At 51.0% G+C, this 13959-nt stretch carries 14 protein-coding genes; 9 read left to right on the top strand and 5 right to left on the bottom strand.

What is annotated here, in order from left to right; all coding sequences use genetic code 11:
- Window positions 1-35 precede the first annotated feature (35 nt).
- Genes AC2D8L_RS03895 through gatC form a run of 4 tightly spaced genes read right to left on the bottom strand, consistent with a single transcriptional unit; the run spans window position 36 to window position 2632 of the window.
- Window positions 36-350, bottom strand: coding sequence for a chorismate mutase (locus AC2D8L_RS03895; protein WP_484684134.1), 315 nt, complete (start codon window positions 348-350; stop codon window positions 36-38).
- 13 nt (window positions 351-363) lie between these two features.
- Window positions 364-1848, bottom strand: coding sequence for an Asp-tRNA(Asn)/Glu-tRNA(Gln) amidotransferase subunit GatA (gatA, locus tag AC2D8L_RS03890; protein ID WP_484684133.1), 1485 nt, complete (start codon window positions 1846-1848; stop codon window positions 364-366).
- Window positions 1845-2339: a GNAT family N-acetyltransferase gene (locus tag AC2D8L_RS03885; RefSeq protein ID WP_484684132.1), complete on the bottom strand. Its 495-nt coding sequence runs from the start codon at window positions 2337-2339 to the stop codon at window positions 1845-1847. Before AC2D8L_RS03885 ends, gatA begins: the two co-directional genes overlap by 4 nt.
- A gap of 5 nt (window positions 2340-2344) precedes the next feature.
- The gene (gene gatC, locus AC2D8L_RS03880) at window positions 2345-2632 is read right to left on the bottom strand and encodes an Asp-tRNA(Asn)/Glu-tRNA(Gln) amidotransferase subunit GatC (protein WP_484684131.1); all 288 of its coding nucleotides are present in this window, start codon (window positions 2630-2632) and stop codon (window positions 2345-2347) included.
- 214 nt (window positions 2633-2846) lie between these two features.
- On the opposite strand from gatC, the gene AC2D8L_RS03875 reads away from it, so the two are divergent.
- The gene (locus AC2D8L_RS03875; protein WP_484684130.1) at window positions 2847-3209 is read left to right on the top strand and encodes a DUF1304 domain-containing protein; all 363 of its coding nucleotides are present in this window, start codon (window positions 2847-2849) and stop codon (window positions 3207-3209) included.
- Here AC2D8L_RS03875 and AC2D8L_RS03870 read toward each other — a convergent pair.
- Complete coding sequence (locus AC2D8L_RS03870) at window positions 3206-3730, bottom strand: hypothetical protein (protein ID WP_484684129.1); 525 nt, start codon at window positions 3728-3730, stop codon at window positions 3206-3208. The two genes, AC2D8L_RS03875 and AC2D8L_RS03870, sit on opposite strands and share 4 nt — an antisense overlap.
- Before the next feature lie 58 nt (window positions 3731-3788).
- Between AC2D8L_RS03870 and ruvX the strand changes: the two genes are divergently transcribed.
- The 8 genes from ruvX to AC2D8L_RS03830 all read left to right on the top strand — a co-directional run bounded on the left by ruvX (window position 3789) and on the right by AC2D8L_RS03830 (window position 13883).
- Window positions 3789-4265, top strand: a complete 477-nt coding sequence (gene ruvX / locus AC2D8L_RS03865; RefSeq protein ID WP_484684128.1) for a Holliday junction resolvase RuvX — start codon at window positions 3789-3791, stop codon at window positions 4263-4265.
- 107 nt (window positions 4266-4372) lie between these two features.
- The gene (locus tag AC2D8L_RS03860) at window positions 4373-5326 is read left to right on the top strand and encodes an aspartate carbamoyltransferase catalytic subunit (RefSeq protein ID WP_484684127.1); all 954 of its coding nucleotides are present in this window, start codon (window positions 4373-4375) and stop codon (window positions 5324-5326) included.
- Window positions 5323-6615: a dihydroorotase gene (gene pyrC, locus AC2D8L_RS03855; RefSeq protein ID WP_484684126.1), complete on the top strand. Its 1293-nt coding sequence runs from the start codon at window positions 5323-5325 to the stop codon at window positions 6613-6615. Before AC2D8L_RS03860 ends, pyrC begins: the two co-directional genes overlap by 4 nt.
- Window positions 6616-7218, top strand: a complete 603-nt coding sequence (gene plsY / locus AC2D8L_RS03850; protein ID WP_484684125.1) for a glycerol-3-phosphate 1-O-acyltransferase PlsY — start codon at window positions 6616-6618, stop codon at window positions 7216-7218.
- 23 nt (window positions 7219-7241) lie between these two features.
- Window positions 7242-8387 (top strand): DNA-processing protein DprA, encoded by a 1146-nt coding sequence (dprA, locus tag AC2D8L_RS03845; protein WP_484684124.1) that lies wholly within the window; start codon window positions 7242-7244, stop codon window positions 8385-8387.
- A 160-nt stretch (window positions 8388-8547) separates the two neighbouring features.
- The gene (topA, locus tag AC2D8L_RS03840; protein ID WP_484685146.1) at window positions 8548-11133 is read left to right on the top strand and encodes a type I DNA topoisomerase; all 2586 of its coding nucleotides are present in this window, start codon (window positions 8548-8550) and stop codon (window positions 11131-11133) included.
- An 11-nt stretch (window positions 11134-11144) separates the two neighbouring features.
- Complete coding sequence (gene rnr / locus AC2D8L_RS03835) at window positions 11145-13451, top strand: ribonuclease R (protein WP_484684123.1); 2307 nt, start codon at window positions 11145-11147, stop codon at window positions 13449-13451.
- Window positions 13452-13469: 18 nt separating this feature from the next.
- The gene (locus tag AC2D8L_RS03830; protein ID WP_484684122.1) at window positions 13470-13883 is read left to right on the top strand and encodes a DUF983 domain-containing protein; all 414 of its coding nucleotides are present in this window, start codon (window positions 13470-13472) and stop codon (window positions 13881-13883) included.
- Window positions 13884-13959 lie beyond the last annotated feature (76 nt).

The raw sequence follows: 13959 nt of genomic DNA, 5'->3' as shown, positions 1-13959 counted from the left end.
CTCTTAATTTCTTGGCCAAGCGGCAATAGCTGGCGCTATTTGCTGCGGCGTGCGGCGATAACGCCTTTTTCAAAGTTCACATTCCAGTCGATCAGGGTTCGCCAAATCAACTCGGCTTGGTCCTCATCCAATTGTTTTTCCAGCGCACGCGCGCGAACCTTAGAAATCACAGCGTCAATGCGTTCAGGGTCGAATGCCTCATGAGCGTCGGTCTTAATCGCCGCCATCTGGATGACATATTCGTGCCGCTCGGCAAACAAATTGATCAATGCCTGATCAATCCGATCGATCTCAACGCGGACGTCCTGTTTCGTTTTGCATTCAACTGGTGTTTTCTTCCGTTCTGTCATGTGCCCTATCCGGTTACCACCACTTGTTCGGTGTGAAGTCCAAACCATGTGATTTTTCAATCACCCGGCCTGCAGCGAACAATGTTTCTTCATCAAACGGCTTGCCGATGAGCTGCAGACCAAGCGGAAGTCCCTGCCCGTCTTTACCGGCTGGCACAGCAATGCCCGGCAATCCAGCCATGTTCACTGTCACAGTGAAAATGTCGTTCAAGTACATCTTGATCGGGTCAGCCTTCATTTCCTGATCAGCAACACCAAATGCAGCAGAAGGTGTAGCTGGTGTCAAAATAGCATCAACACCATCGTTAAACACATCCTCAAAGTCGCGTTTGATCAATGTGCGAACCTTTTGCGCTTGCACATAATAGGCGTCGTAATAGCCAGCGGACAGTACATAGGTTCCGATCATCACACGACGCTGAACTTCACGACCAAAGCCTGTGGCACGCGTTTGTTCGTACATTTCTGTAATGTCTTTGCCCGGCACACGCAGACCATATTTCACGCCATCATAGCGCGCCAGGTTCGAAGATGCTTCCGCTGGCGCCACAATGTAATAGGCAGGCAAGGCGTATTTTGTGTGTGGCAACGTGATGTCTTTAATCGTCGCGCCTTCGGCCTTGAGCCATTCCAAACCTTGGAGCCAAAGTTTTTCAATCTCGGCTGGCATACCGTCCATGCGATATTCTTTTGGAACGCCGATCACGAGGCCTTTGACACCGCGCTCTACTGCAGCTGCAAAGTCAGGCACTGCCATATCAACGGAAGTTGAGTCTTTTGGATCAAAGCCACAAATTGACGTGGTCATGATCGCCGCATCTTCAACAGTACGGGCAATTGGCCCAGCTTGATCAAGTGATGAAGCGAACGCCACTGTGCCCCATCGCGACGCGCGACCATATGTTGGCTTGATGCCCACTGTACCTGTAAACGCGGCAGGTTGACGAATTGAACCACCTGTATCCGTTGCTGTTGCACCAGCGCAGAGCCAACCAGCTACAGCGGTGGCTGAGCCACCTGAGGAGCCGCCCGGCACCAGATCAGCATTTGAGCCATGACCGCGCCACGGGTTAACCACCGGCCCGTAATATGAAGTTTCATTGGAAGAACCCATGGCGAATTCGTCCATGTTGAGTTTGCCCAACATAACCGCGCCATCGTTCCAAAGGTTTTGGGTGACCGTGCTCTCATATTCTGGCTTGAAGCCATCAAGAATGTGGCTGGCTGCTTGCGTATGGACGCCCTTGGTAGCAAACAGATCTTTAATGCCCAACGGCACACCTTCAAGCGCCCCGCCCTGACCATTTTGCAGCTTTTCATCGCTCTTTTCAGCCATGTCCAGCGCTTGATCGCCAGTAACGGCTACATAGGCATTCAGCGCTTCAGCTTTTTCAATCGCATAGAGATAGGAAGCCGTGACTTCCTTTGAAGTAAAGTCTTTTGCTTTCAGACCTTTGGCCGTATCGGCAAGCGTCAATCTTGTTAGATCAGTTGTCATTGAAATAGTTCCTCAAACCCGCCCATCACGAGTTCTTTTTCAAAAAAGGCAGAATGCTCATTATCCGGGTAGTCCAGAACCGGTCCACATTTTATGAACCCGGCATTCTCATATAATCTGTAAGCACCCGCATAGGCTTCACCCACGCCAGTTTCGAGCACCAATCGTTTATGCCCACTCACCCGCGCTTTGTCCTGAATGGCATTGAGCAGTCGCACGCCAACACGTTTGCCGCGAATTTCTGGCCGCGCAAACATGCGTTTCACTTCACCAAGACCATCGCCATGATCTTTGAGTGCACCAACGCCAACCGCACTGCCATCCTCGTCGCGAGCAACAAAAACGGTCGTGTCGGGTTCAGCCATGTCTTCAACGCTCATTGCAAAGGTGAACTCTTCAGGTGCCAACGGCGCCAAGAAATCGTTCAGCGCAGCGATTAAATCACGCACATCATCTTGCAACGGAGATTCGACAAAAACGGTAACCGGCATAAATGCTACTCGACAACCTTTGGTACCATGAAGAAATCATCTTCAGCCAGTGGTGCGTTGGCTACGATTTTTTCAGGATAGCTACCGTCTGTGACTTTATCTTCACGTCGGCGCAATGCCATTGGTGCAACAGAGGTCATCGGCTCAACACCGGTAACATCCACTTCGGAAAGCTGCTCCACAAAGTCCAGAATGGTGTTGAGCTCATTTTTGAGATTATCAACATCATTGTCTTTGACTTCAATTCGGGCAAGCCGCCCAATACGTTTCACTGTATCGGCATCGACCGACATAAGAGAACTCCTTGAAAATTCAGGAAAGGTTATTTGCGCTTTTAGCAATGCCAGTGGGGCCTGACAACCAAAAGAGCAACGAATTTTGCCGATTTAGTCATTCGTTGGACGTCGATTGCAATGCACGCGCTGTTGCACAATAGGTGAATGATGATCATGATGCTCTAGTTACATGTGCTTTATTGAGCAACCGAATTCGAATGTGAGGACCAATATGTCAATTTTTTCAATGATTTTGGTGGCACTAATCGCCCTGCTACATTGTTATATTCTTTGGTTTGAAATGTTCGCTTGGGAAAGCCGTGGTCCAAAAGTGTTCCGCAGTTTCCCAAAAGATCTATTCGCACCAACGAAAACCATGGCCGCAAATCAAGGCCTCTATAACGGCTTCCTCGCCGCTGGGCTTTTTTGGTCTTTGTTGATTGGTGATGCGGAATGGGCAAGAAATGTCGCGCTGTTCTTCCTCGGTTGCGTGTTCGTGGCCGGAGCCTACGGCGCAATGACTGCATCTAAGCGCATATTATATGTTCAATCCGTACCCGCAGCGATTGCCATCATCTTGGTGATGTTCACCTAAAGCTCAATCGCCAAACCTTGCTCCAGCAATTGCACGCGCAACCTTCCGACATGCTGGGCGAGAACGGTCATGTCCAATTTTTCGGGATCGTAAACAGCGAGAAGCAATTGCCGCGCGCCGGAGCTCTGCAATTTGCCCACAATATCTAGAGTGTTTTGGAATGTAGTGCTGACCAAAATAACAGCTCCTTCGAGCTCTGCTGAAAGTTGCTCGATCTGTTCAGCTTCACTGCTCATCAGAATCAGCCGCTCGTCCGGCGGCGCATCCAGCGCAAATATGTCACCTAGACGGTAATACCCGTTATTGATCTCCATCTCATCGATCAACCGTCCGGTCGTTGCTCTCCGGAGTTCCCCCCCATAGGGTACAAATGGCACAGACTGTGATTCATCAATAACGACAGCATTCGCCACAAGCTCGGCTTTTACGACCTGCTGGCCAGCCTGTTCCGGATAAAAAACGAAGCTCTGGCTTGCAAATGCGATACGAAAACACTTGCCGCCAAACCATGTAACACGCATGCAAAACCCAATTCGCTTGAACTTATTTGGCTGAGAAGCTAGGGAACTTTCATCTTGAATGCCAGCAAAAGAGCGCCCCTTGTCACAAACTGAACAGTTCCCACTTGATGCACTGCCAAAATCCGGACGCCTGATTGGCTTAGACTTGGGCACTAAAACCATTGGCGTGGCCATATCGGACGGCTTGCAAATGACAGCAACGCCAAACGAGACCATCAAACGCAAGAAATTTGGTTTGGATGCCGAACGTATTATGGAATTAGTCAAGGAAAACGCTTGCGTTGGCATTGTGCTAGGCTTGCCACTCAACATGGATGGGTCTGAAGGGCCACGCGCCCAATCAACCCGCGCATTTGCCCGTAATTTCTCACAAAAATGCGATTTACCACTGGCCTTCTGGGATGAACGCCTATCAACCAGCGCGGTAACCCGAACCATGATCGAAGCGGACATTTCCCGCGCCAAACAAGCTAAAGTCGTTGATAAATTGGCGGCCAGCTTCATTTTGCAAGGCGCTTTGGATCGCAGGCGATAATCTACGGCGTTAAGTTTGATTGTTCTAATGTTGTGAAAAGTCGCAATTTCCCTTGAGCCAGCACTGGGCTTGGGGTATGCCCAATAAACCGACTTGGACTGAGGCATATGAGCACTACTTCGCCACTCCAGAACGCATTCACCCAAAAGCACCTTTTAGCTATTGCTGATCTCAATCCTGTTGAGATCACTGAACTGTTGGATCGCGCTGAAACCATGGTTCAGGTTTCCCGCCAGCAGAAAAAAGCCAAACATACGCTTGCCGGTAGAACGCAGATCAACCTGTTCTTCGAAAACTCCACCCGCACCCAAAGTTCTTTCGAAATCGCCGGGAAACGTTTGGGGGCCGATGTCCTCAATATGGCGGTGAGTACGTCGAGCGTCAAAAAGGGGGAAACCCTTATTGATACGGCTGCGACGCTAAACGCCATGCAGCCAGACGTCATCGTGGTGCGCCATGCTTCTTCTGGCGCGGTAAAACTATTGTCGCAAAAAGTCGAATGTGCGGTGATCAATGCGGGTGATGGCACCCATGAGCACCCGACCCAAGCCCTTCTCGATGCACTGACCATTCGACGTCACAAAGGACGCCTTAATGGGCTAACGGTTGCCATATGCGGTGACATTGCAAATTCTCGCGTAGCGCGTTCCAACTTGATGTTGCTGAACGCAATGAATGTGCGCACCCGCGTGATTGCACCCAAAACCATGCTGCCGTCAGGCATCGAGCACATCGCGGCTGAAGTTTTCACCAATATGGAAGAAGGCCTAAAAGACGCTGATGTGGTCATGATGTTACGCATCCAGCGCGAACGGGCAACAGGGCAGCAAATCCCATCAACCCGCGAATTCTATCGCTTCTACGGGTTAGACGAAAAAAAGTTGAGCGTCGCTAAACCGGACGCCATCGTTATGCATCCCGGTCCAATGAATCGAGGCGTCGAGATTGACCCGACAATTGCAGATAGTGACAGATCGGTGATTACCGAACAGGTCGAAATGGGCGTGGCCGTCAGGATGGCGGTTCTAGAAGCCTTGTTGGCTCAGGAGGCGCAATCATGAGTGATAAGCTGCTTGTTACCAACGCCCGCATCATTGATCCTGCCTCAAACACCGATATTCACGGCTCAATTCTAATTGAAGACGGCAAGTTTGTAGAAATTGCAGAAGGTTCGCTGGCAGCCCCAGAAGGCGCAGATGTTCACGACGCTAAAGGCAATATCATTGCGCCGGGCCTCGTTGACCTGCGGGTCTTTACTGGAGAGCCGGGCCGCGAATATCGCGAGACCCTGCAAAGTGCTTCCGAAGCTGCAGCGGCTGGCGGTGTTACCAGCGCCCTATTGATGCCGGACACCAACCCCGTGCTGGATGATGCCGCACTGGTGGATTTCGTTTCCCGCCGCGCCCGAGACACCGCGAAGATCAAGTTCTATCCTTCTGCCGCGATCTCCAAAGGATTGGACGGCGAAGACATTGCAGAATTTGGCCTACTCAAAGAAGCAGGCGCCAAAGCGCTGACAGAAGGGCGCAAGAGCATCCAAAACGCTGCTCTTCTTAAAACAGCCTTCACATATGCTGCCAATTTCAACATGCCGATCATCCATCACTTATCGGATAGCAGCCTTACAGGCAGTGGCGTGATGAATGCTGGACTGTTGGCAACAGGCCTTGGCCTTAAGGGCATTCCCCATATCGCCGAAACCATTCCGCTGGATCGCGACATGCAATTGGCTGAAGCAACTGGCGTTCGCTATCATGCGGCACAAATTTCTTGCGCCAAGTCGGCACAAATCATTGCCCGCGCTAAACAGAACTCAAGCCGCATTTCGGCAGGCATCTCGATCAACAATCTCTGTTTGAACGAAAATGATGTTGGCGACTACCGGACATATTTCAAACTCGCTCCCCCTTTGCGCAGCGAAGATGAGCGCCAAGCCATGATTGCGGCCCTTGTTGATGGCACAATTGACGTCATTCATTCCGATCATGATCCGCAAGATGTAGAGGGCAAACGTCGTCCATTTGCAGAGGCCGTTGATGGAGCAATTGGTTTGGAGACCATGCTGAGCGCCGCACTTCGTTTGGTGCATGAAGAGCAAATTGATCTACTTAGCCTACTCAAAACCATGACAAGCAATCCCGCAGATCTGATTGGCATTGATGCAGGACGCATTCAGGCAGACGCAGCAGCAGATTTTATCGAAATTGACATGAATTATCCGTGGGTTGCCTCAGAGAACGAGCTGAAATCGCGTTCGCGCAACACAGCATTTGAAGGCGCGCGATTTAGTGGTAAGGTCACTGCAACTTTTGTAAATGGCTCAAAAATATACGAATTGGCAGACGCGTAAATGGACCTTTATCTATCTCTATTCATTGCGGCCATTGGCGGCTATTTGCTTGGCTCCGTACCATTCGGCTTGGTACTGGTGCGTCTCGCTGGATTGGGCGACATTCGAGAAATTGGGTCAAAAAGCATCGGCGCGACGAATGTTTTGCGCACAGGCCGAAAAGACTTAGCGCTCGCGACATTCCTACTCGATGCGGCTAAAGGTGGCATCGCAGTATTGGTTGCACGCTACTTCTTTGGTGAAACCGCAGCCCTTGTCGCAGGCGTCGCGGCATTTGCGGGCCATTGTTGGCCTATTTGGTTGCAATTTAAAGGTGGCAAAGGCTACGCAACTTTCATCGGCACCCTATTTGCATTTAGTTGGATGGTGGGATTACTTGTTGGGGCAACATGGTTGATTGTTGCCTTCGCGCGCCGCTATTCTTCTCTTGCAGCACTCAGCTCGGCAGCGGCTGCACCCGTATATGCTTGGATTTGGTCCGGCCCCTCTTTAAGCGTTGCATGCGCAGTTACAGCTATATTTTTATACTATCGACACAAAGACAATATTTTACGGCTTATGAATGGAACAGAACCTAAAATTGGCGGCGAAAAAACTTCTTAAACTGGCTAGGTCCTAGGGCACTAATGTCTCTATTTGACGAGCCAGCTCCGCCAAAAACATATCTCACTGACATTCAAAAGCTGGCTTGGCTAAGGCTGATCCGCTCCGAAAATGTTGGCCCGGCCACTTTTAAGCGGCTGATCAACAGGTTTGGCAATGTTGATGCTGCCCTTGACGCCCTACCAGAACTCGCCGCACGTGGTGGCGCCGCGAAGCCGATCAAAATCTGCCCTGTCGCGGATGCAGAAGCAGAGTTGGAAAAACTGCACAAAATCGGTGGACACGTGATTGGGCTGGGCGAACCGGATTACCCGCCCTTACTTGCCCACACCTCAAACGCACCGCCAATCCTATCGGCATTAGGTGAAGCAAAATTCGATTTACATAAGAGCATCGCGATTGTGGGCGCACGAAATGCATCAGCCGCCGGCATGGCCCTCACCCGGCAACTGGCCGCAGAACTCGGCCAAAACGGTTATGCTATTATCTCTGGCCTAGCGCGCGGCATAGACAGTGCAGCGCACACAGCTAGCCTAAAAGCCGGAACTGTTGCCGTGTTTGCGGGTGGCATAGACTTTATCTATCCAGAACAGAACCGTGATCTCGCGAAATCAATTGTCGACAATGGTGGCCTGCTGGTGACAGAGATGCCATTTGGCACGAGGCCCATTGCCCGAGACTTCCCGCGTCGGAACCGCATCGTCGCTGGCATGTCCCTTGGCGTTTTGGTGATTGAAGCCGCCGTCCGGTCTGGATCGCTAATTACGGCGCGTTTGGCAAACGAACAAAACCGCGATGTTATGGCTATCCCCGGTTTCCCTTTAGATCCGCGCGCGGCTGGCGGTAATAAGCTTATTCGCGATGGCGCCACATTGGTGAGAAATGTCGATGACATTTTGGAAGAGATTACAACGTTCGAACTCTCCCAACCCGACCTGTTTCAAGAAGATAGCGAAGACCAATATCTTGATTGGGATATGGACGATGCGCCCACCGCGGCCCAAGAAGTATTGTCTTCCCTCAGCCACACCCCAATAGCCATCGATGAGATTATTCGCGCAACGGCGCTGCCCGCGCAAGCTGTGCAAATGGTACTGCTGGATCTGGAAATCGCAGGCCGGATCGAGCGTTCATCTGGCCAGTTGGTAAACCTAAAATTGATCGATTGATTTCAAACACCACTTGAATTCCTCTTGTTTCTCCACTAGGTGACGGCAGCTACGAATTATTTCATGCGGCAAGCTGTGCAATATCTAGAATGATTGACAATGCACGGCGAACAAGATCATGTTGCCGCCGATCCATCATGTTGAAGTTAAGGAAATCGCGATGAAAGTTGTAATTGTCGAAAGCCCCGCAAAAGCTAAGACAATCAATAAATATCTCGGAAAAGATTTCGAGGTGCTCGCGTCCTTTGGACACGTCCGCGACCTGCCATCTAAAGATGGCTCTGTGGACCCTGAACATGATTTCGAGATGAAGTGGGAAGTTGATGCGGCGTCGAAAAAACGCCTAACCGACATCACGCGCGCTGTTAAAGCGTCTGACGAACTGATCCTCGCGACCGATCCGGATCGCGAAGGTGAAGCGATTTCTTGGCACGTTTTGGAAGTGCTAAAGCAGAAAAAGGCCCTTAAAGATAAGCCGGTCAAACGTGTGGTTTTCAACGCCATTACCAAAAATGCAGTGTTGGAAGCAATGGCCAATCCACGTGATTTGGATGTGCCGTTGGTTGATGCCTATTTGGCACGCCGTGCCCTTGATTATCTCGTAGGCTTTACACTTTCACCGGTGCTCTGGCGCAAACTGCCTGGCTCACGTTCCGCAGGACGGGTGCAGTCTGTCGCGCTGCGTTTGGTTTGCGAACGAGAAACCGAAATTGAAAAGTTCAAGCCACAAGAATATTGGAGCGTGACCTCCAACTTCGAAAAGGATGGCACCAAGTTTGATGCCCGCCTTTATGCGTTAGACGGCAACAAAGTCGATAAGCTGGATATTAAGACCAGCGAAGAAGCTGAAAGCATCCGCGCCGCCATTAAGGCTGGCGATATTGAAGTTGCGAACGTTGAGAAAAAACCAACCAAGCGCAATCCGTACGCGCCGTTTACGACCTCAACCATCCAACAAGATGCTTCAAGCCGTTTAGGTTTCTCACCTTCACGTACCATGCAGATCGCGCAACGTCTTTATGAAGATGGTTCGATCACTTATATGCGTACGGATGGCGTGCAGATTGCCCCTGAAGCAATTGATGCAACGCGCCGTCAAATCGCCCGTGATTTTGGCGACAATTACTTGCCAGAAAAAGCACGTATCTATCAGTCCAAGGCCAAAAACGCTCAAGAGGCGCACGAAGCGATCCGACCTACGGATTTGTCGCGCACCCCTGCTCTTTTGAAAAACTCAGACCCGGACCAGAAAAAACTCTATGAGTTGATCTGGAAACGCACGATGGCCAGCCAAATGCGTGCCGCAGAAGTTGAACGGACAACTGCAGACTTGCGGGTCAATGGCACACGGTCAATTGATTTGCGTGCGGTTGGTTCCGTCGTGACGTTCCCAGGCTTCATGTCGCTTTATGGTGTCAGCACTGTCGACAAGGACGATGAGAATTCTAAAGAACTGCCAAAACTTGATACAGGCGACAAGCCATCGCTTCTTGATGTTTTGGCTGAACAACATCACACCCAACCACCTGCCCGTTTTACTGAGGCGAGTTTGATCAAAAAGATGGAAGAGCTCGGCATTGGCCGTCCTTCCACCTATGCGGCGACTTTGGGTGTATTGCGTGATCGCGATTATATCCGACTTGAAAAACGCGCTCTTATTCCAGAGGACCGTGGCCGTTTGGTTACCGCATTTTTGGAAAGCTTCTTTGAGCGCTATGTTGAATATAGCTTCACCGCCAATCTTGAAGAAGAGCTGGATGGCATTTCAGCTGGCGACATCAACTATAAAGATGTGTTGAACCGCTTCTGGCGCGATTTCTCTGCCCATGTTGTTGAAATCAAGGACCTACGGGTTTCAGAAGTTCTAGATGCATTGAACGCACTGCTTGGGTCGCACATTTTCCCAGCGAAGGAAGATGGATCTGATCCGCGCAAATGCCCTGATTGCGAAACAGGCCAACTGTCCCTCAAATTGGGCAAATTCGGCGCATTTATCGGTTGTGAAAACTATCCCGAATGTAATCACACACGCCAATTGGCCGAAAGTGCGACTGGTCAAGCAGCAGAAACCGCAGGTATCGGCGTTATCGGCCAACATCCTGAATTTGGCGCAGACATTGAAATGAAATCTGGTCGCTTTGGTCCATATTTAGAAATGGTCCACAATGACGAGAAAAAGCGCGCAGGCCTGCCAAAAGGCTGGTCACCAGAATCAATAGATCTGGAAAAGGCTGTAAAACTTATTTCATTGCCGCGAGATGTGGGCGAGCACCCCGAAGACGGCAAAATGATCACAGCAGGCCTTGGTCGCTACGGTCCATTTGTTTTACACAATGGCAAATATGCGAATTTGCCGGATATTGAAGAAGTCTTTTCAGTTGGCTTGAACCGCGCTGTTACTGTATTGGCCGAAAAAGCGGCTGGAGGCGGACGACGTGGCGCAGCAGCAACGCTCAAAGAATTGGGCGATCACCCTGATGGCGGACCAGTTACCGTAAAAGATGGCCGCTACGGCCCTTATGTAAACCACGCCAAGATCAACGCCACTTTGCCAAAAGATACGGACCCACAAAGCGTTACGTTAGAACGCGCTTTGGAACTGATCGCAGAAAAAGCGGCAAAAGGCCCAGCGAAAAAGCGCAAGGCGCCAGCTAAAAAGAAACCAGCAGCGAAGAAAAAGCCTGCAGCGAAAAAGGCTCCGGCCAAAAAGAAACCAGCGGCGAAAAAGACGACCGCAGAAACATAAGGGGTCCATAAATGGCCCGCAATGCCGATAAGGGTCGCCTAGCCAAAGCCCCAGATCAACGACGCAGCCACAAAACCCGCGCGAAACAAAACCGCGACGGGCAAATGCCAACACGTGATCAGGTTGTTGAATATCTAGATCTCAACCCGAACAAAGCGAGCAAACGCGACATTGCCAAAGCATTTGGCATACGTGGCGACGAACGCATCATCCTAAAAGCGCTATTGCGTGAAATGGAAGAAGATGGCGTGATCAATCGGTCGCGCAAGGCCTATAAGCGCACCGCAGCACTGCCTTCTGTCACCGTCATTGAAATTCCGACCGACGCAGATCCTGACAATATGGTCGGGCATCCGGCGAAATGGGATGATGATGACGGCGAACGGCCTGCGGTTCTTATCGCAGGTGGCAAGGACGCCAAGGCCGTTCCAGGCCCCGGCGATCGCGTTCTGGCGCGGATTTCTAAGAGCGACGACCCAGAAGGCCCAGCCTACATCGCCAAACCGATGAAGGTTTTGGATGCGCCAAGAAAATCGTTGATCGGCGTCATTCGCCTCACCGACAATGGTGCCCGTTTGATCCCCGTTGAGCGCAAAGGCCGTGAAATGCAAATCCACGCTGGCGACCTCAATAACGCCAAAGATGGCGACCTCGTGGAAGTCGAGCAATCGGTTTCAGGCCGCGCCATGGTGCCAAAAGCCAAAGTGATCAATGTCATCGGCAACCCGCTCAGCGAAAAGGCTGTTAGCCTGATCGCGCTGCACAATTTGGAAATTCCACACAAATTCCCAAATGCGGTGATTGCCGAATCTGAAGCCGCCAAGCCTGCTGATTTGTCAGGTCGGGAAGATTGGCGTGAAATGCCATTCGTTACCATCGACCCAGCAACAGCGAAAGATCATGATGACGCCGTTTACGCCCATCGCGATGAAGATGCTGCCAATGAAGGCGGGTTTGTCGTCTATGTGGCCATTGCAGATGTGGCGCACTATGTCCGTCCCGGTTCAGAAATGGAGCGTGAGGCGCTTTTGCGTGGCAACTCGGTCTATTTCCCGGATCGGGTTGTGCCGATGCTCCCAGAGAAGATTTCAAACAATCTGTGCTCGCTGATCGAGTTGGAAAATCGCGCCGCCATGGGATTGCGGATGGTGTTTGACGCGACGGGTGAAAAGATCAGCCACAGCTTCCATCGCGCCCTTATTCGTTCGGCAGCCAAACTAAGCTACCAACAAGCACAAACCGCGATTGACGGTCATCCTGATGATAAAACAGCGCCACTGCTTGAACCCATAATCAAGCCTTTGTTTGAAGCTTTCGCGGCGATGGAAAAGGCACAAAAACGTCGTGGTCCACTGGCGCTCGACCTGCCAGAGCGCCGCATAATGCTCAATGATCAAGGCTTAGTGGAAGACGTGCACATCCCAGAACGATTAACCGCCCACCGGTTAATCGAAGAGATGATGATCCAATCCAATGTGTGTGCCGCAGAAACGCTTGAAAAGCACAAAGTGCCCCTGCTCTATCGTGTGCATGATGCGCCATCTCAGCAAAAACTGATTGGTTTGAAAGAAGGTCTTTCTTCGATGGACTTGAACTTCGCCCCCGGCGATACGGTAAAACCAGAGCAATTCAATCGCATTCTAGCGCTGGCGGAAGAGAGCGACAATCCGCATCTCGTCAACGAGATGATTCTTCGCTCGCAGGCCCAAGCCGAATATACAAACGAGAATTACGGCCACTTTGGCCTAAACTTGCGACGATATGCGCATTTCACCTCGCCCATTCGTCGCTACGCCGATTTAATCGTTCACCGCGCCCTCATTCGCGCCCTAAACTTGGGCGATGACGGCCTGCCGGTAGAGACTGACAACAAGTTAGCGGCGATTGGACAGCAGATTTCAATGACGGAACGGCGTGCCATGTCGGCCGAGCGAGAAACGACAGATCGCCTGCTGGCTTACTATCTCGCAGACCAAATTGGTGCTCAATTCCCTGGTCGAATTGCAGGGGTTATTGGGGCGGGACTATTTGTCCGATTGGATAAATCGGGCGCAGATGGTTTTATACCCGCAAGCACCCTTGGCACGGACTACTTCATCCATGATGAAGGACAACAAGCATTGATCGGCGAACGTACCGGAGAGCGTTATCGGATTGGTGATCAAGTTGAAGTACGGTTGATGGAGGCTGAACCTTTGGCGGGTTCCTTGCGGTTTGAAATGCTTTCACGTGGAGAGAAAGTAAAACCGCCAGGTGGTCGCCGGTCACGTCGTCCGACGTACAAAAAGTCAATTGGCGGTCGGCGAAAAAAGAGATAGGGAATGCACGTGAGCCAAATGAGCATTGAGTTAGACACAATCGCAAAGCCCAAACGAGATGTTTGGGGCGCTGTTAAGCGCGGTATTATGGGCCGCTGCCCAAAATGCGGCAAAGGGCACCTGTTTCAGGGCTATCTAAAGATCCAGGACAGCTGTTCGAATTGTCACGAAGCCCTGCACCACCACCGTGCAGACGATGCGCCCCCATATATCACCATGGCAATTGTCGGGCACATCGTAGTTGGGTTGATCTTCCATATTGAAACAAGCTACGAAATCGAACCGATGATCCATCTTTATTGGTCGCTTCCCACCATGTTGATTTTGTCACTTGGTTTGTTGCGCCCGATCAAAGGAATGATCGTTGGATTGCAGTGGGCGAACTACCTGCATGGCTTTGATCCAAACTTCAGCCCAGAAACAGATATGTAACGGGCAGACATTCAGAAAAACATTCTTCGGGTGCTTGACATTTAGCGCTAAATGCCTAGTTTGCGCCCGATATCGA

It is taken from the genome of Maritalea sp. YIW29 (assembly GCF_057219265.1).
Note: the sequence above shows the minus strand (reverse complement) of the source record. Positions and strands in the feature narration are given on the sequence as shown.